Genomic DNA, 19,081 nt, shown 5'->3' with positions numbered 1-19,081 from the left:
GACGCAAGGAAGCGACATGAGCCCTGATGCACTGGCCCGGGAGGCCGCAAACACACGCCCCGACTCGTTCTTCGACCGGCTGGGGCTTCCCCGGCCACTGATCTGGGGATTCGTCGGCCTGACGCTGTTTATGATCGGCGACGGCGTCGAGACCAACATCCTGGCGCCCTACCTCACCGATGCCCACGGGTTCTCGATCCCCCTGGCAGGTTCGCTGGTCACTGTCTACGGGATTGCTGTCGCCATCGCAGCCTTCTTATCAGCAGCCCTGTCCGACCTCTGGGGTCCGCGGAAAGTCATGATCATTGGTGCCGTGATCTGGATCGTGTTCGAGGTCCTGTTCCTCGCCGTTGCCCTGGCCGCCAGCTCCAACACGGTCCTGATTTTCGTCAGCTACGGGCTCCGCGGCTTCGGCTACCCCTTCTTCGCCTACGGCTTCCTTGTCTGGATCAGCGCCACGGCCAATGCCAAAAGGCTGGCCATGTCCATCGGCTGGTTCTATGTCGCATTCAGTGCCGGCCTGCCCACGCTCGGCGCCGCCACGGCCAGCGTATCCCTGGACGTCTTTGGCCTCTCCTACTACCAGACCCTGTGGATCTCGCTGATCCTGGTGGTGGCCGGCGCTGCCGTGGCGCTCATCGGAGTCAAGGAAAAGACGGGCCGCGCCCCGCTGGTGGAAAATTCCGATCAGGTCTGGTCCACCCTGACGTTTGGCCTGAAGCTGCTGGTGACTGATCGAAGGGCCCTGCTGGTGATGCTGACGCGCATGATCAACTCGATTCCCACGTACGGCATGGCGATCTTTTTTCCGGCGCTGTTCGTGGACCGTTTCCAGTGGTCCGTGGGGCAGTTCCTGATCCTGACCACAGTGATCTACGCGGTGAACATCCCCTGCAACCTGTTCTTCGGATGGCTCGGCGACCGCCTGGGCTGGAGCCGGACCGTGACCTGGTGCGGCGCACTCGTCTGCGCCGTGTCCATGCTGGGCCTCTATGTCGTGCCGGACTACGCAGTCAGCCAGGGCTGGGCGGCCGCCTACCCGCTTACCCTGCTGATCGGCGCCGTCTTCGGCATCGGCCTGGCCGGTTTTGTTCCGCTCTCAGCCATTGCCGTGTCCCTGGCCCCCAAACACCCGGGCGCCGCCATGAGCTCCTACAACCTGGGCATCGGCGCCGCCGTATTCGCCGGACCGCTGCTCGTGGCACTTTTGTACGGGACGCTTGGCGCGGCCGGAATGGTGTACCTCTTCGCAGCCCTCTACCTCGTCGCAGGGCTCTTCGCCGCAGCCCTGCGCGGAACCCAGCCGGGCTTCCACGGCGTCCCCGTTCCCGCCGCTGACGCACCGGCAGCACCCGCCCCCGTGGCCGCCACCACCAACTGACTCAGCCCCCTTCACCTCACAGGAGAGCACCATGGAACTCAACAACAGCAGCCTGCCGGACGTCCGCGGAATGGTCGCTACGCCGTCGTACGACCGCTCCGCCGTCACCGCCGGCATCATCCATTTTGGGGTCGGCGGTTTCCACCGCGCCCACCAGGCCATGTACCTGGACCGGCTCATGAACCAGGGCAAGGCCCTGGACTGGGGAATCTGCGGCATGGGCGTCATGCCCTCGGACACCAGGATGCGCGATGCGCTCAAAGCCAGCGACGGGCTGTACACCCTGGTGGTCAAGAACGCTGACGGCAGCCGTGACGTCCGGATCATCGGTTCGATCATCGACTACGTCTTCGCCCCGGATGACCCGCAGGCCGCCGTCGAACGGCTGGCCGATCCCGCCGTCCGGATCGTCTCCCTCACCGTTACCGAAGGCGGCTACAACGTCCACCCCGTGACGGGCGAATTCGACCTTGCCAGCCCGCAGGTGCAGGCCGATCTCGCCAGCCCCGAGCGGCCGCAGACCACCTTCGGCCTGGTCTGCGCCGGCCTCAAGCTGCGCCGCGAACGCGGGATCGCCCCGTTCACAGTGATGAGCTGCGACAACATCCAAGGCAACGGCGAAGTGGCGGAACGGATGTTCACCGCGTTTGCCACGGCCATGGACCCGGAGCTTGGTGCCTGGCTTGAGGCCAACGTGCCGTTCCCGAACTCGATGGTGGACAGGATCACGCCGGTCACCACCGATGCCGACAGGGCCGATGTCACCACGGAGTATGGCATCGATGACGCCTGGCCGGTGGTCAGCGAGGACTTCGTCCAGTGGGTGCTGGAGGACAAGTTCGCCGCCGGCCGCCCGGCTTTCGAAGAAGCCGGCGTCCAGCTCGTGGACGACGTCGTTCCGTACGAGCTGATGAAACTGCGGCTGCTCAACGCCAGCCACCAGGGCCTGTGCTATTTCGGCTACCTGGCCGGGTACCGCGCGGTGCACGATGTTGTCCGGAACCCGCTGTTCGCCGAATTCCTGCTGCGCTACATGGACCAGGAGGCCACCCCCACGCTGTCCCCGCTTCCCGGCGTCGATCTGCAGGCCTACAAACGCAAACTGATCGAACGCTTCAGCAACGAATACGTGGCGGACACGGTAGCCCGGCTGTGTGCCGAGAGTTCGGACCGCATCCCCAAGTGGCTGATGCCCGTGGTCCGCGAAAACCTGGCCGCGGGCCGGCCGGTGGAACTGTCCGCCGCGATCGTTGCCAGCTGGGCGCGGTACGCGGAAGGCGTGGACGAAAGCGGCGAGCCGATCGCCGTCGTCGACCGTCTGGCCGAACAGCTGACGGCAGTGGCGCAGCGCAACCGGGAGGACCTGGACGCCTTCATCGCCAACCGCGAACTGTTCGGCGACGTGGTGGATGATGAACGCTTCCGCAGCGCCTACCGGGACACGCTCGCCTCACTGCACAGCAGGGGCGCCATCGCCACCTTGGAGAGACTGGTGGGCACTCCAGTCTCTGCTGCGTAGCGCTATCAGGCGCGGGAAATATTGATCATTTCCTCGCGCGGGACTACTTTGATGCGTTCACGCACGACGGCGGCGGTACCGTCGTCACCGACCCATTCCGCACCGAGGGCTGCTTCGTGCGCATCGAGCTTGATCCAGCCCTCCCACGTGGTGAACTCGATGCCCCGGTCCTGGAGGAGGTCGATGATGGCCTGCGGATCCGGGTTCTGGGCCGGGGGCAACGAAAGCCTGTCCTCGAGCAGGAAACCGATGGTTTCCAGCGCGTCGCCCTTGGTGTGCCCGATCAGGCCGACGGGACCGCGCTTGATCCAGCCGGTGGCGTAGATCCCCGGCACCGGGTTGCCTTTAGCGTCCAGGACCCGGCCGCCCTCGTTGGGGACCACGCCGCGTTTGGCGTCGTATTCCAGTTCGTCCAGGGGCGAGCCGTGGTAGCCGATGGCGCGGTACACGGCCTGGACCGGGTAGTCCACAAACTCGCCGGTTCCTTTAACGTTGCCGGTGCCGTCCAGCTCCATCCGCTCGAACTTGATGCCGGCGACGTGACCGGACCCGCCGTCGGTGCCCTCGCTCCCGAATATCTCGATCGGGCTGTGCAGGAAGTGCAGGTGCAGGCGGCGGGAGGACGGTTCGTCCGCTTCCGTGTGCTCTTCCACAAGCCAGTTGGTGAGGGTGTTCACCATGGTTTTGATCTGGTTGTTGCTCCGGATGGCGTCATCGGAGGCTTCGTCGAATTCGAAGTCCTCCGGGTACAGCACAATGTCCACGTCCTTCATGTGGCTCAGTTCGCGCAGTTCCAGCGGCGTGAACTTCACCTGGGCGGGACCGCGGCGGCCAAACACATGGACGTCAGTCACCGGGGAGTTTTTCAGGCCGCGGTAGACGTTGTCCGGGATCTCCGTGGACAGGAGTTCTTCGGGGTGCTTCACGAGCATCCGGGCGACGTCCAGCGCTACGTTGCCGTTGCCGATCACGGCAATCTCTTTGGCGTCCAGCGGCCACTCCCGCGGGACATCCGGGTGGCCGTCGTACCAGGAGACAAAGTCCGCCCCGCCGAAGGAGCCGGGGAGGTCAATGCCCGGGATGGGCAGGTCCGCGTCCTTGATGGCACCGGTTGAGAAGATGACAGCGTCATAGAAGGCGCGGAAGTCATGCAGGGTCAGGTCACGGCCATACGTGACGTTACCCAGGAAGCGGATGTCGCCGCGGTCCAGGACCTTGTGCAGCGCGTTGACGATGCCCTTAATGCGCGGGTGGTCAGGCGCCACGCCGTACCGGATCAGGCCGTAGGGCGCGGGGTAGGCCTCGAACAGGTCAATGCTGACCTCGAAGTCGCCGTCCTTGACGCCGTTGGACTTAGTCAGGATGTCCGCCGCATAAACCCCTGCCGGTCCTGCGCCCACAATGGCAACGCGGAGTGGACGTTTGGAGGTGGTTTCGCCTGTGTTGGACACCGGGAGCCCTTCTGGAAGGAGGATTTAGCGCCGAAGGCGCTTCGTACAGCGCACGGTGCGGGTCGCGCACAGTGTCCCTATTCTAAATGTGCGCGGGTTCGAAGTGTGCGCGGCTGAACGCGGCGGTCAGCCACTCTTTTGCAGCGGAACAACGTCGCCTTCCTGGTACAGCAGCGCGCGGAGCTCGGACTCGGCGGCATGCACCCGGCGGGGATCGATGGTGGCGCCGGCAGCAAAATGGTCCAGCAGGCGCGGATCAACATAGCTCTTGCGGGCGATCGACGGCGTGTTCCCCAGGACCGCCGCTGCCTGCGCCATGGCTTCACTGATGGCACTCTTACGCGCCCCGACTTTGTTCTGCGGTCCGGTGCGCGCCAGGCTGACGGCTGCCGCCACGGTCCCGTGCAGGGTCCGGAAGTCCTTGGCCGTAAAGTCCGATCCCGTGCGCTCCTTGACGTAGGCGTTGATGTCGGCGGCGGTGACCGGATGCCAGGCCCGGCCGTTCTTGTACGCCAGCAGCCGGGCGTTACCCCCGCGCCGTTTGAGGGTACGCACCAGGGCGGCGAGGTCGGCGTCGTGGATCTCCGATTCCCAGTCCTTGCCGCTCTTGGCGGGAAACCTCAGCTCCAGGCAATCCTTGCGCACCTGGACGTGTGCACACAGGAGCGTGGCAAGGCCGCGGCTGCCATTCTCGTTTGTGTACCGCTCGGACCCCACCCGCAACGATCCGCTGTCCAGCATCCTGAAGGCCGCTGCCAGGACGCGTTCGCGGCCGACGCCGTCGCTGCGCAGGTCCAGGGTGACCAGCCGCCGGGCCGTAGGCAGCGATTCCGCCAACTGCAGGGCGCGGTCGAACTTCACCCGGTCTTTCCGCTCGCGCCACTCCGGATGGTAGATGTACTGCCGCCGCCCCACCGCATCCAGGCCTGTGGCCTGGATGTGCCCGTTCTCGAACGGGGCAATCCACACGTCCGTCCAGGCCGGCGGGATTCCGATGCTTTCGAGCCTGTCCCGGATAGGTCCCGGGGGCAGCGTGGAGCCGTCCAGGTCGCGGTAGCTGAAGCCCGTCCCCGCGGCCACGCGCCGATAGCCCCGGCCGTTGGCGTTACTGCGGCGGAGCCTCACGGCGGCCGCCCTTCCGGTTCGTCCGTTCCATAAAGGCAAGCCTACTGATGATTTGGCGGAATACCCGCCGGGAGCATGATGTTATGGAAGGCGTGCCTACTCCCCGCGGTTCGACGTCCGCCACCCAAGCCACCGCTCCGGCGGGCGGTTCAGGCGCCCCGGGCCTGAAGGCTGTGGACAAAGAGACGACGGCGGGAATCCTGTTCGGTTTCGGCGCGTACGGGCTGTGGGGGCTGCTCCCGTTATACTTCTTCGCGCTGCTGCCCGCCGGAGCCGTGGAGATCGTGGCCAACCGTGTGGTCTGGTCACTGCTGTTCTGCGTCCTGCTGATCACCGTCACCCGGTCCTGGGGAGCGCTGGCCGCTGCCTTCCGGAACCGTGCGGTCTTCGGCGCCCTGACCATCGCCAGCGCCCTCATCGCCGTGAACTGGCTGACCTATACGTACGGCGTGACCACCGGCCAGGCCGTTGAAGCGTCGCTGGGATACTTCATCAATCCCCTAGTCTCGGTGCTCCTCGGCGTCATTGTCCTCAAGGAGAAGCTGCGCGCCCTGCAGTGGGCCGCCGTCGGGATCGGTTTTGTGGCGGTGGGGGGGGTCCCGGGGAGGTACGGCAAACTGCCGTGGATCGCCCTGACCCTGGCCTTCAGCTTCGGGCTGTACGGCTTCGTGAAGAAGCGTGTCGGCCCCAAGGTGGATGCCGTGACCAGCCTCAGCGTCGAGACCATGGTGCTGGCTCCTGTAGCCGGGGCCACGATGGTATTCCTGGGCATAAGCGGCTCGGCCACCCTGACCAGCCAGGGAACAGGGCATTTCTGGCTCCTGGCGGCGTCGGGTGTACTCACGGCGGTGCCGCTGCTGTTCTTCGGCGCGTCAGCGAGGCGGTTGCCGTTGACCACCATCGGGCTGCTCCAGTACGTGGCCCCGGTGCTGCAGTTCATCGTGGCGCTGGTGGTGTTCCGCGAAGCCATGACCCCGGACCGCTGGATCGGGTTCGGGGTGGTGTGGCTGGCGCTGCTGGTCCTCACGGTGGATATGCTTCGTGCGACGCGAAAGAACTCCGTAGCGAAACGGCGCACCGGCCAGGCGGCTGCCCGGCCTTAGCGGGCCTCCCCGACCGGTCGCCGGTCCCGGCCGGCGGAGTCAGCCGCCCAGCTCGCGCTTTATCGCCTCGTACGCGGGCGTCGGCTTGCCGTCCTCGAACAGGAAGTCGTGGCCCTGCTGCAGGCCGCCGTCGTCGTCGATCCACCAGTCGTAGCGGCTGTCCACGCCCCACGTTGTGTAGGAGACGCAGACGCGCGAGCTCAGGCAGGTGGCCAGCACTGTGGCGTACTGCTTCGCCTGGGCGTCCCTCCCCTCGTCGTCGGAGACGTCGTTCTCCGAGATTCGGGCGTGCAGCCCCGCAGCCCCGATGCTGTCGAGGGTTTGGCTGAGGTCCTCGGCGGAGATCGAGTCGGTCTCAAGGTCGTAGACGTGGGCCTGGAGGCCCACACCATAGATGTGCCCGCCCAGCGCGTTGGTGTCAGTCGCGAGCTTCAGCAGGGCATCCTGCCGTGGCCCCGGGACGTCGGCCCCGTTCTCGTTGATGAACTGCTTGACGTCCGGGTCCGCGTCGTAGACGGCGCGGGCGACAACCGCCGGGTAGGAGGGCCCGAAGACGCGGTACCAGATGTTCTCCTGGAGGCTGGTTCCCTGGTAGATGTCGAGCGGTTCGTTGACGACATCAAGGGAGTCAAGCCTTCCCTTGAAGTGCGTTACCACGGTTTTGACGAAGTCCAGCAGGGCCTCAGCGCTGGCACGGCGTTCCTGCTCTGAGCCGCTGGGGAGCTCCTGCATCCAGCGCGGCATCGCCTCCGTGAAGGCGATCGTGTGACCGTGTACCGCGATGCCCTTGCTTTCGGCGATCGCGAGGATCGCATCGGCTTCTTCAAACGTGTAGACGCCCTGCTGCGGCGAAAGGAACTGCGGCTTCATCGCGTTCTCCGGTGTGAGGGCGCCGAAGTTGCCGACGAGCTCCCGCGCGTAGTCCGCGTCTGACGCCAGCGGACCGAGGGCCACTGCCGCACCGATTTTGAAATCCGGCCGGATCCTTGCAGCCAGTGCCTGCAGTCCGTCCGGTGCCTGTTCGGCCGCAGCCACCGCGGGGCCGGCCGTGGTCAGCGAGGTACCTTTCGGGGCGGTGGCGGTGAGTGATCTGACCTGGAACGAACCGTCGTCGCTCGACAGGCCCAGCCAGAGCTTTCCCGAGTCGAATACGCCGCCCAGGGGCAGCGACAGCACGGTGTCCCCGCCGCTGTCGACCTCGAGTGTTTTACCGGCCCGGCGCACCGAGAGCTCCGCCTCCGGATCGGCGACCTTTACGTGTTCCTCATGCGCCGGCCGGGGGTTGGTCACGTCTTTCTGGCCCGAGCCGTCAAAGACGGCAATCCCTAGATCGTCGCCGCGGAGGGTCAGCCGCAGTCCGGCCGGCTCGATCCTGAACTCGTCGGCGATCACCGGCGGGCTGTCGTAGACGGTCCAGGTCGCGTCGGCTGTCACGTCAGTGAAGGAAACACTGAGGGAAAAGTCCCCCCCGGCTACCAGGTGCGTGCCTGCCAGGTTCAGGGGCGGGTTTGGCTGGCCTCCCCCGCCGTTCTGCTCAACGATGCTCCGTGTTGTGGCGGCGACCTGCAGCGTGCCGCCGCCGGCCGCCACGCCAGGCGTATGCTGCCAGTCCTGCTGGAGCAGGTCAACGATCACGTCGGGCTCCGGGTTCGGATCGCCGGTGCAGCCTGCGATGGCGAGAAGGAGGCAGGACGCCAGCACCATGAGCACGCGTGGGCGCCTGGCCATCCTGCCTCCTTTTTCTCCCATCCTGCATTCTCGTCCTCTTCTTAGGACCTGGTCCAGCGGACGTCGTCCACATAGGCCAGCACGCCCGAATTGCCGGTCACATACACCTGCAGACTGGCCCTCGCGACGTTGGTGGTGCTCGGTGAGTAGGTCAGGTCGACGTTGCTGGCGCCCACCGTGGTGCTCGCGAGCTTCCACTGCCCGGAGATCCAGTTGCCGTTGGCATCGTACTCGTCGATGTACCAGCCGAGCTCACCGGCGGTGCGGTTCCTGATGTTGAGGTAGGCGGCGATCTTGTAGCTGCCCGGGGTGACGTTCACCTGCGGTGAGAACAGGTGGATGTTGGCCGCGGTGGACTGCATCTTCACGGAGTTCACCGGGTTTGCCGGCGCGCCGTTGTTGGCGCCGTCGGCCACGATGGCCGTCGCGGCGTCGCTCCTCCAGCCGCCGCTGATGCCGGCGTCGAAGGTGCCGTTGGCCACGAGGTTCGAGGCCGGCGGCTGCTGGGTCTCCGCGCTCAGCGCCATCATCTGCACGTTGTCGAGGTAGGCGGTGATTCCTGTGCCCGCCACGATGACCTGCAGGCTTGCGGTGGCCACGTTGGTCGAACTCGGCGTATAGGTGAAGTTGAGCGCTTCCACCCACCGCGTGTTCTCCCGCTTGCGGTACTGGCCCGAGATCCAGGTCCCGGCGGCGTTGTACTCGTCGACGTAGAAGGCCACCTCGCCGCTGGTAATGGCTGCGACGTTGAGGAACGTCTTGTACAGGTAGTTGGTCCCCGGGGTGACCGGGACCCGCGGAGAGAACAGGTGGCCCTGCCCTGTGCCGGAGACGAGCTTCACTGACCTCGCGGAGTCCGGGAAGCTGCCGTTGTTGCCAGTATCGGCAGTGATGGTCGCCGGGGCGTCGGTCCGCCAGCCGTCCCCGAGTCCGTTGTTGAACGTGGGGTTCGGCATCTTGTTCGGCGAACCCGTCACGAGGCCCTTGGACACGTTGACGTTCTTGATCTGGCCGGCCGCAACCTTGGTCTTCACATACGCAGCCAGCTCGTCGAGCTCGGCGGTGCCGTACTGGTAGTCGTCCGGGTTCCGGCTGGGATTCGGCCGGATGTCGTGGAAGGTGAACACCACCCAGTTCTTGTTCGCAATCGCCTCGTCAACCTTCGCCTTCAGCGTGGCCACCGGCGTGGTCACCTCCTGGACCGGGACATTGCGCAGCAGGTAGTCGCCGAGCGGCCAGATGTTGTTGCCCGTGTCCGCGAAGCCGCGCATCGAGCTGTAGTACTTGGCCACCTGGGCAATCACCGGCATGTCATAGTCACCGTACGGCGGGGCGAACGCCGTCGCGTTGATACCGCGGGCGGCGAGGGCGGACTTGCTGTTTGCCAGCTCGGCGTTGACCTGGGCGGCCGTCAGCTTGGTGGCCTGGCAGTCGTCGCCGACGCTCACAAGGCACTGGTGGCTGACGGTGTGTGAGCCGATTTCCCACCCGTAGGTGTTCTGCAGCTGCACGATCTGGTCCCACGTCATGTAGGGCACGTCCGTGTCGGCCCGGCAGGTGTTGGGCACGGTGGTCATGCCGACGCAGTTGGTGGTGACATAGTTCGTGCCGGTGAGCCCGTGCTTCTGGAGCGTCGGCGCGGCCTGCGTCAGTGAACTGAGGGCCCCGTCATCGAAGGTGAAGGACACCAGCGGTCCGGGCGCCGGGTTGTCCACAGCTGCGTTCGCCACCCCTGGCGTCAGAAGCGCGGCGGCCATGGCTGCCACAGCCACCCCAATGGTCACGAGCTTGGCGTGCCCCCGCGCCAAGCTGGATCTGGTTATGGTCATGAGTTCCATCCGTTCCTTTTGTGTGGCTGACGGCACCGGGTTACGCCGCCGATTGGTGGTCACGGGCCCTGCAATTGCTTGTAGGCCTGAGCGACCGTCTGCACCTCGATACCGCTTTGGTGGATGAGCTTCAGTTGGGCTGCGAGGGCGTCGCTGGTGATGGTGCTCCGGTCCGCCGCGATGGTGCCGCTTTGCTGGGTGCCGGTCGAGTCGGGGGCCGCGATCTGGTGGTAAACGAGGATGAGCCAGCCGTTCATCCTTGATGTCTCGGCGAGCGCCTCGGCCAGGATCTCCGGGGTGGTCTCGTCGGTCACGTAGAAGACCTTCAGATCGTGCGGCTCCAGGTTCTGCCGGGTGTTGATGCCATCCTCTGTCCCGCGAACAATGTCGAAGTACTTGCTCGCGTACCAGTCAACCTGGGGGTCGGACCGTCCGTAGGGGGGTGCCAGGTCATTGGTGCCGAGGCCGGCGGCGGCAAGGGCCTCGTCACTCTGCCGCATCTCATCGTGCAGCCGGTCAGCGCCGATTGAGGTGAGATCGACGTGATTGTAGCTGTGCGAGGCGAACTCATGCCCTGCCTCGGTCATCTGCTGCACCTGGGCGGCCGTCATAAAGTTCTGCGTCTCGATGGAACTGGGATTGACGTACTGGGTGGACGGGAACTTGTGCTCGTCCAGCAACGGCAGGGCACGGTCGTAGACAGACTGCCAGCCGTCGTCGAAGGAGATCGACACCATGGGCTTGGACCAGCGGAGGGGACCTGGCTTAGTGATATCCGTGAGCGAGTAGTCGCGGACTCCGGTGGTGCCGTTTCCGTGCGACACCAGAGTGACCATCACCGACTTTGCCCCGACCGGAACCTGGAACGGTTCCCTGATGGTTGTCCACTCCCCTGCCGGCGGGACGGTCTCCAGGTTGAGGAAGGAGCGCCCGCCGTTCACGAGCTCGAACTCGGCCACGACGTCCACCTCCCGTTCGGACCGGTAGGTCGCGCCGAACTCGAGATAGCGGTCGACGGCGACGGGGACAGGCGGGTACTGCCACTTGGCTTCGCCGCTCCGGTAATTCGCGATGCGGGTCCACAGGAAGCTCCCGTCCTTGTCCTCGCTGCGCCCGGACGCCACGTTCGACGCCCCGGAGGCGTACGGGGACCATGAGTAGGGCACGCCCGGCTGCGGGGCGGCGAGCCCGGAGTTAGGGATGAGGTTGGTGCCGCCAGCCGGAGCGGCCCGCAGCCGGACGTCCTCCGCAGCTTCAAGGTAGGCCCCCTCGACAGTTATAATTCCCGTTGTCGCGAGCCGGAAGACGTACTCCACCGCGGTGGTCGTCTCTCCGCTGTCGAACGCGTCGCTAACCGTGAAGGGGGCATTACCCGGCCGTTCGAGGGGATTCCGCAGCTGCTCCAGCGAGGTGCTGCCATCGGCGTGGTGTCTGCGGGCAAGCAGCGTGAAGTCCGTATCGCTGGTGGTGAATGCTTTGAAAAGGTAGGTCTTCCCGGCCTGCACATCCACCCGTGGGCTCGTCAACGTAATGTCACCCGAGGCGTAGCGGGCGATATCGAGCTTCAGCGCGTCGTCGTTCATCTGCCCGCTCACCAGCTCCAGGGAGGTTTGGGCGTCCCCGCTGTTGTTGACCTTCCACCCGCCCACAAGGCCGGCGGGCGCCGATGGGCCGGACGTCATTGAAGCGCCCGCCGTCGTTGGATTAAGCATGGGGAGCAGGTTCGCACCGGGCCGCGGCCGGGCAACACTGTTCGTCCCGTCGGTGTACAGCAGCCACCCTGATGTGGCCAGGATAACCACAACAGAAATGGCTACGAACGGGTTCAGCAGGAAACGGCGAAGTCGGTGTCGTTTATGCTGCACGGACTACCACCACGCTGCCAGCGCGCTGTGGCGACTTCCATGTGGTGTGCTCGGAACGCTTGAACAGTCCTTTCGAGCGTGCGATACAGCGGAAGGCTGCCGACAACTGCACCAGATCCATAATGTAAAACAGGAAGTACGCGGTCGGGGCATACACGGACAGTCGGGCGCGTTCGCGCACCGAAAGGTTCTCATCCATCCAGATAGTCAGCAGAGTGTAAGCAGTGATGGTGGCGTACGCTCCGAGGACCAGGGCGGGCGTCTGTGTGACCACCGACCAGTAGGCCGCATAGGTCCAGGCAAGCGGCGAGACGAGCAGCGTGAACTCGCTGAGCACGGCCATCGGCATCCGATAGTAGGTCAGCGTGCCGGTGTACCGGCGGCTCGGGTTCATCACCATTCCGCGATACTTGAGCAGGTTCTGCAGGCTTCCGAACTTCCACCGATAGCGCTGCTTTGCCAGGGCCCGGAAGGTGAGGACGCCCTCGGTCTTGGCGACCACGTCAGCGCCGTAGACCATACGGAACCGGCGGTTGCCCAAACTGGTGATTTTTGTGCTCAGGCCGATGTCCTCCGTCAAGGTGTCCGTATCATAGAAGCCCACCTTGCGCAGCACGCGCATCCGATAGGTGGAGGCCACTCCACCCACCACAAACTCGCAATTAAGCAGGGAGTAGAGCTTTTTTGAGCGGTAGCCGATCATGTGCTCGAACCGCTGCAGGATGCCCAGCCCCGTCGTCTCTTCCAGGATCTGCACGTTGGCAGCGACGCCGGCCACATACGGATCGTCAAAGTAGGTCAGCGCGTTGGCAATCGCGGTCGGCTCGAGAATGGAGTCGGCGTCCATCGTCATGACAAATTGGCCGCGTGCGTGCCGGCGAAGCGCCTCATTGAGCGCCGCGCCTTTCCCAACGTTCTTGTGCATTCGCACGATGCGCAGATCCATATCAGGGTGCCGCACCTGGTAATCACGGACCAGCCGGCCCGTCAGATCGGTAGAGGCATCGTCCGCAACGAGGACCTCAAAAGAACGGTAGGTGCTGCGCCGGAGGGAGTCGAGGGTCCGAACGATTACGGTCTCCTCATTGTGTGCTGCGATAGCGACGGAGACCAGTCCGGGCACTTCGGGGCGGGCACGGCGGGTCCATGTCGCCGTCGCAGCGCACTCCGCCTGGTACTCGGCCGGTAGCCGGACCCCGCTCATCCCTTTCCGGCGCTGCTGCCAGATGTCATAGAAGTTGGCACCCACCAGGTAAAGCCCGAAGTGCACGACGTAAAGGATGCTGACACCGGCGAACAGCCAGAAGACCACCAGCGGGATATCCATACTCTCATCCCTCAGTAGAATTAGCGGCGAGCGCAGGTACGTGCGCGGTGGTCCGGGGTCCGCTGCGCCAGTGGCGCAGTGAGCGGCGGGACACCTGCACCGACGTGGCGACTACGGCCGGTGTCTCGTCCGGCTGCCGAAGCTGGTCGAACGTGGCGCTCGTGACGGCGTCAGTCCTTAGCGTGTGGACGGCATCCTTTCCGGCAATGGTGGCGTGCACTGCATCGTTCAAGGTCATGGCGGCTGGAACCGTGTCCGTTGTAGCCGTGTTAACCGGAGTGAGTGTGTTCAGCGTGTTGACCGGTACGACGGTCGGCACAACAGCAGCTGCACTCGGGGTCGAGGCCACGACGCGTGCCTTGCGGTCGGCACCGCGCCGATACAGCCAGATGCCGACGAAGCGCACCACCACGGTGAGGATCACGAGTGCCCATAGAGCCACGCTGAGCTGAGCCACAAAATCGACCAGGCCTTCGAAGAGCGCGCTATCCCGACCGAAGGTCGCCTGGGCCGGCACAGAACTCACGATGTGCGTCATCGGAGGCCCTCCCCTTCTGCGTAGGTGTAGTCAGTTGTGGCGCGCCCGTGACAGAGCCGGCATGGTTGGTCCACAGAGGTTGATCCTGCGGCAGGTGTGCCACCGGTCCAGTCCACGGCTCCCGTGAGTAGTCGAGTCATTGCATTTCCCCTGTCTCGTGCAAGATGTTGTCATTGGCCGTGGGGCGAGGCGTCCACTCCCAGGGCTAAGCCGTGTCTGCGTCCGTGCACCTTGCGCAGGACCTTCGCAAGCGAGGGCACCATTGCCGCGTTGCGAACAAATTATGAGCGGGGTGGCGTCTCCGCTTCCGACAGCGGGCACCGGACGATCACCTAAAGCAATCTCGTCTACCGCCCTTGGCATTGCCCTAAGGCGGTCGACAGCTTCGAGAAATGTCATCACGAATCTCCGCATAGTTAAGCCTTCCAGGAGCCGCTGCATAGCTCACCGATGTGTCCAAACTACGAGTCGCCCCTAAGGCCATACACGAGTAGCCGGTACTCTAATAGTTTCTTTGGGGTACTTACTCAAAGAGCCTCGCGGCTGCAGGTCATTAGGGAGTTACCCGCTGGAAGAGCGGGTGCATTAGGTATCTGTGCCCCTATCGGCGCAAAGTCGTTAGGTAGTTCCCCTAGCTGGAATGTCCGGACAACAAAAAAGCAGCACCCCCGTTGCTCGGGGATGCTGCTTCTTGTTGCTGTTTATTGCAGGCCCACTTACTACAGGCCAGCCTGCTTCCGTCAGGCGTTAGCCTTGATGGCCGCAGCCAGGACGTCCAAACCGTCGTTCAGCAGCTCATCCGTGATAACCAGCGGCGGCAGGAGCCGGATGACGTTTCCGTAAGTGCCACAGGTGAGGATGATGACGCCGTCCTTGAGGCACGCAGCCGCCACATTCCTGGTCAATTCCGGATTCGGCTCCTTGGAGCCGGCCTGGACCAGCTCGATGGCCAGCATGGCGCCGCGGCCGCGGATATCGCCGATGACGGCGCTTCCCGAAGCGGCGAGCCGTGCCTGCAGCTCGCGCAGGCGGCCCGTGGCCAGCTCCTCGATGTGGCGGGCCCGGCCGGCGAGGTTGTATTCCTCCATGGATCCGATGGCCGCGAGGGCGGCGGCGCACGCCACCGGGTTTCCGCCGTAGGTGCCGCCCAGTCCGCCCGCGTGGACGGCGTCGAGCAGGTCGGCGCGGCCGGTGATGGCGGACAGCGGCATGCCGCCGGCGATTCCCTTGGCCATGGTGATGATGTCCGGAACGACGCCTTCGTGGTCAACGGCGAACCATTCGCCGGTGCGGCAGAATCCGGACTGGACCTCATCGGCGATGAAGACGATGCCCTTGTCCTTGGCCCAGGCGGCCAGTGCCGGCAGGAAGCCTTCGGCCGGGACGATGAAGCCGCCCTCGCCCTGGATCGGTTCGATGATAATGGCGGCCACCAGGTCCCCGCCGATCTGCTTTTCGATCATGGTGATGGCGCGCCTGGCAGCCTCGGCACCGGTGATCTCCGGGTTTTCCTCGCGGTACGGGTAGCTCATCGGCAGTCGGTAGACCTCCGGGGCGAACGGGCCGAAGCTGCCTGCCGGGCCTGACTTATATGGCATGGCCTTGGCGGTAAGTGCCATGGTGAGGTTGGTGCGGCCGTGGTAGGCATGGTCAAAGGCGACGACGGCGTCGCGCCCCGTGGCCAGTCGGGCCACCTTGACGGCGTTCTCCACTGCCTCGGCGCCTGAGTTGAACAGCACCGTCCGCTTCTCGTGGTCGCCGGGAGTGAGCCGGTTGAGCTGCTCCGCGAGGGCCACGTAACTCTCGTACGGTGTGACCATAAAGCAGGTGTGCGTGAAGTGCTCCACGGCTTCCTTCACGGCACCGACGACGGCGGGATCGGACGCGCCGACGCTGGTCACCGCGATGCCCGAGCCGAGGTCGATGAAGGAGTTGCCGTCGACGTCGTGGATGATCCCGCCGTCGGCATCCGCCACGTACACGGGGACGCTTGAGGCGACGCCGGCGGCGACTACGGCCTTGCGGCGTTCGGTCAGGGCGATGGACTTAGGGCCCGGGAAGTCGGCCTGGACACGGCGCTTCTGCTCCAGGCGGAAGGTGATGTCGTTTGTGGTGGCAGTCATGATGGTTCTTTCTCTAAGTTAAGGTGCCGGTGGCGGCCGGAGGAACGTGGCTAGGCGTCGAGCGCGGACATGACGTGCTTGATGCGCGTGTAATCCTCCACGCCGTACATGGACAAATCCTTGCCGTAGCCCGACTGCTTGAAGCCGCCGTGCGGCATTTCGGCCGTCAGCAGGATGTGCGTGTTGATCCAGACCGCGCCGAAGTCCAGGTCGCGGCTCATCCGCATGGCCGTGCCGTGGTCGGATGTCCAGACGCTGGATGCGAGGGCGTAGTCGACGTCGTTCGCCAGTTCAAGGGCCTCCGCTTCGGTGCTGAACTTCTGCACCGTGATGACCGGGCCGAAGGTCTCTTTCTGGACGATGTCGTCTGTCTGCCTGGCGCCGGTGACGATGGTGGGCTCGAAGAAGTAGCCCTTCTCCCCCGCCCGGTGGCCGCCGGTGACAATCCTGCAGTTGTCCGGGAGGTGCTCCACCACGGACGTCACGGCGTTGAAGTGGTTGACGTTGTTCAGCGGGCCGAAGTAGTTGTCTTCATCGTTCTGCGAGCCGGTGTGCAGGGTCTTGGTGTGCTCCACCATGGCTGCCACAACGTCGTCGTGCACGGAGTCCTCCACGAGGACCCGCGTGATGGCGGTGCAGTCCTGGCCGGCGTTGAAGAACGCGAATTCGGCAATGGCCGCGGCGCTCTTCTTGATGTCGGCGTCCTTGAACACGATGGCCGGTGCCTTGCCGCCGAGCTCCAGGTGGGCCCGTTTGAGCCCCTTCGCGGCGCCGGAGGCCACGGCGATGCCCGCGCGGACGGAGCCGGTGATGGAGACCAGGCCGGGGACCTTGTGATCCACCATCAGGGCGCCGGTTTCGCCGGTTCCCAGCACAACGTTCAGCACACCGGCGGGCAGGATCTCACCGGCCAGGCGGGCAAGCACCAAGGTGGATTCCGGCGTCGTGTCTGAGGGCTTGAGGACCACGGTGTTGCCGGCGGCGAGGGCGGGGCCGATCTTCCAGATGGCCATGAGGAACGGGTAGTTCCACGGCGCCACCTGGGCAACCACGCCGATGGGTTCGCGGCGCACATAAGACGTGTGGCCCTCGAAATACTCGCCGGCGGACTTGCCCTCCAGGATCCGGGCAGCGCCGGCGAAGAAGCGGAGCTGGTCGGCGCCGGCGGCAACTTCCTCGGAGGCGATGAGCGAACGCACCTGGCCGGTGTTGCGGTGCTGGGCTTCCACAAGTTCGTCGCTGTTGGCCTCGACGGCGTCTGCGAGCTTCAGGAGCATCAGCTGGCGCTGGCCGGGGGTGGCGTGCTTCCAGGTCTTGAAGGCATCCTTCGCGGCGGCCATGGCGGCGTCAACATCGGCCTGCACTGACACGGGCGATTTCGCCACCACCTCGCCGTTGGTGGGATTGACGATGTCCAGCAGGCCTGTGCCGGCCGGGGTGACAAACTCACCGTTGATGAAGTTTTGCAAGGTCTGGACCACGATGTACAACCTCTTTCAGGGGAAACAGCACCGTCGATGCGGTGGGCGACTGCTCTGAGCCTATGCTGCCCCCCGCACCGGGGGAATAGCCACCTGCACACCGTTCCGCTACCTCTTTAGTGCGGTCGCCCAACCCCTGCCTATCCTAGGAGTATGGCCATTTCCCTCGCGATGCTCCTCGGCGTTCAGTCCCTCCACCTGTCCAAGGCCGGCCTGGCCGAAACGACATGGCACCATGACATTAACTGGGTGGCCGTCACGGAGCTGGAAGACCCGCAGCGCTTCCTCAACGGCGGCGAACTGGTGCTGACCACCGGGATACGCCTGCGGTCCGCGCCGGAGCAGCGGAGGTTCGTCCGGCAGGTCCAGCGCGCGGGTGCCGTGGGGATCGGGTTCGGCACCGGGCTTACGCACGACGATGTTCCGCCGGCCCTGGTTGCAGAGGCCAACCGGTGGGGGCTTCCGGTGGTCCGGGTACCTTACGAGACGCCCTTCATTGCCATCGGAAAGCTGGTGGCCGATGCGCAATCCGCAGACCACGTCGCCAAGCTGGAGCGGCTGATTGCGGGCCACCAGATCCTGGCCAGGGCACTCCTCACCGGCGGCGGCCTGGGCCAGCTCCTGAAGCACCTCGGCGGCATGCTGCGCACCGACATTGCCCTCACGCAGTTCACCGCCCCGCTGTACAACAGCAGCATCGAACTTCCTACCGCGGACACGTGGGCGTCCTACCCGATTCCCACAGGCCGCCGCGACGCATGCACCCTGTGGGTCCGCCAGCCCTTCGAGGATTCCGGCATCATCGGCTATGCCCAGAACCTGATCAGCGTGGAGCTGAACAACATGGTGAAACAACGCCAGGCCCAGCGGGCCTTGTGCGGCCAGGTCCTGGAGGACGTCATCCACGGCGCCCTGGAGACCAGCGAGGCCCAGCGCCGGCTGGCCGGTGTCGGCCTGAACAGCACGCGCCGGAACGTGGTGCTGCTGGCAGTATCCGCCGCCCATCACAAGGCACTGGTGAGCACCTCGGTACCGCAGGTTCTGGAGGACGCGGTGGCCGCCGTCGTCGGGCAGGACCTGGTAGTGGTGGTGCACGACGACGGCGGCGCGGCACCTGCGCTGGCGCGGCAACTCAGCGATCACCTTGCGGAGGCGGGGATCCATGCGACCATCGGCATCGGCGGCGCGTACACAAAGCCGAACGGCCTGCGCTGGAGCTACTTCGAGGCGCGGGACGCCGCCAGCCACGGCCTGCCGGTGAACGAGCCGGAACGCCTCAGTCTGACGTCCCTGCTGCTGGCAAGCGAAGACGTGCCGCTCGCGGACATGGCCAATGAATCCCTCAGCCCGCTGCGCGCCTTTGATGCGGCCCACGGCTCCGAACTGATGACCACGCTGGAAAGCTACCTGACCAACAACGGTTCAGTGGCCGCCGTCGCCGAAGCCCTGACCCTGCACCGGAACACCGTGCGCTACCGCCTGGCGCAGATCACTGAACTGACCGGCTATGACCCCGCGGTCACGGCCGACAGGGTTCAGCTGTGGCTCGCGCTGGCGGTTGCGCGGCTCGGCGCGCGGCAGGGCAAGTAATCCACCCCTGCTCTCACAGCA

Annotated in this window: 13 protein-coding genes; 4 read left to right on the top strand and 9 right to left on the bottom strand. The window is 65.2% G+C overall.

The genetic code is table 11. The features are described 5' to 3' along the window. Window positions 1-16 precede the first annotated feature (16 nt). Both GUV69_RS20290 and GUV69_RS20285 read left to right on the top strand, forming a co-directional pair. Window positions 17-1,381, top strand: a complete 1,365-nt coding sequence (locus GUV69_RS20290) for an MFS transporter (RefSeq protein WP_164205697.1) — start codon at window positions 17-19, stop codon at window positions 1,379-1,381. A 31-nt stretch (window positions 1,382-1,412) separates the two neighbouring features. Further along, window positions 1,413-2,900: a mannitol dehydrogenase family protein gene (locus tag GUV69_RS20285; protein ID WP_164205695.1), complete on the top strand. Its 1,488-nt coding sequence runs from the start codon at window positions 1,413-1,415 to the stop codon at window positions 2,898-2,900. A gap of 5 nt (window positions 2,901-2,905) precedes the next feature. On the opposite strand, the gene GUV69_RS20280 is transcribed toward GUV69_RS20285, so the two are convergent. Together GUV69_RS20280 and GUV69_RS20275 are read right to left on the bottom strand one after the other, a co-directional pair. Further along, on the bottom strand, window positions 2,906-4,351 hold the full coding sequence (locus GUV69_RS20280) for an FAD-dependent oxidoreductase (protein ID WP_164205693.1): 1,446 nt from the start codon (window positions 4,349-4,351) through the stop codon (window positions 2,906-2,908). A 126-nt stretch (window positions 4,352-4,477) separates the two neighbouring features. Beyond that, window positions 4,478-5,476: a DNA topoisomerase IB gene (locus tag GUV69_RS20275; RefSeq protein WP_164205691.1), complete on the bottom strand. Its 999-nt coding sequence runs from the start codon at window positions 5,474-5,476 to the stop codon at window positions 4,478-4,480. A gap of 83 nt (window positions 5,477-5,559) precedes the next feature. Here GUV69_RS20275 and rarD point away from each other — a divergent pair, with 83 nt between their 5' ends. Further along, window positions 5,560-6,579, top strand: a complete 1,020-nt coding sequence (gene rarD / locus GUV69_RS20270) for an EamA family transporter RarD (RefSeq protein ID WP_164205689.1) — start codon at window positions 5,560-5,562, stop codon at window positions 6,577-6,579. Between the two features lie 39 nt (window positions 6,580-6,618). Here rarD and GUV69_RS20265 read toward each other — a convergent pair whose 3' ends face one another. From GUV69_RS20265 to GUV69_RS20235, 7 genes are all read right to left on the bottom strand, one after another. Continuing rightward, entirely contained in the window at window positions 6,619-8,307 is a 1,689-nt protein-coding gene (locus tag GUV69_RS20265) for an endo-1,4-beta-xylanase (RefSeq protein ID WP_164205687.1), read from the bottom strand. A gap of 41 nt (window positions 8,308-8,348) precedes the next feature. After that, entirely contained in the window at window positions 8,349-10,136 is a 1,788-nt protein-coding gene (locus GUV69_RS20260) for a polysaccharide deacetylase family protein (protein ID WP_164205686.1), read from the bottom strand. Between the two features lie 59 nt (window positions 10,137-10,195). Continuing rightward, complete coding sequence (locus GUV69_RS20255; protein ID WP_164205684.1) at window positions 10,196-12,001, bottom strand: polysaccharide deacetylase family protein; 1,806 nt, start codon at window positions 11,999-12,001, stop codon at window positions 10,196-10,198. Next, a complete protein-coding gene (locus tag GUV69_RS20250; RefSeq protein ID WP_164205681.1) occupies window positions 11,991-13,328 on the bottom strand; it encodes a glycosyltransferase family 2 protein in 1,338 nt (445 codons plus the stop codon). Before GUV69_RS20250 ends, GUV69_RS20255 begins: the two co-directional genes overlap by 11 nt. 4 nt (window positions 13,329-13,332) lie before the next feature. After that, window positions 13,333-13,866, bottom strand: coding sequence for a hypothetical protein (locus tag GUV69_RS20245; protein WP_164205679.1), 534 nt, complete (start codon window positions 13,864-13,866; stop codon window positions 13,333-13,335). A gap of 740 nt (window positions 13,867-14,606) precedes the next feature. Then, entirely contained in the window at window positions 14,607-15,989 is a 1,383-nt protein-coding gene (gene gabT, locus GUV69_RS20240) for a 4-aminobutyrate--2-oxoglutarate transaminase (RefSeq protein WP_164205677.1), read from the bottom strand. 50 nt (window positions 15,990-16,039) lie between these two features. Next, entirely contained in the window at window positions 16,040-17,470 is a 1,431-nt protein-coding gene (locus tag GUV69_RS20235) for an aminobutyraldehyde dehydrogenase (protein WP_164205675.1), read from the bottom strand. 153 nt (window positions 17,471-17,623) lie between these two features. On the opposite strand from GUV69_RS20235, the gene GUV69_RS20230 reads away from it, so the two are divergent. Beyond that, window positions 17,624-19,060, top strand: coding sequence for a PucR family transcriptional regulator (locus GUV69_RS20230; protein ID WP_164205673.1), 1,437 nt, complete (start codon window positions 17,624-17,626; stop codon window positions 19,058-19,060). Window positions 19,061-19,081 lie beyond the last annotated feature (21 nt).

Source organism: [Micrococcus luteus] ATCC 49442, assembly GCF_010367585.1.
GTDB lineage: Bacteria > Actinomycetota > Actinomycetes > Actinomycetales > Micrococcaceae > Arthrobacter > Arthrobacter luteus_A.
This window is presented reverse-complemented; position numbering and strand designations above follow the sequence as displayed.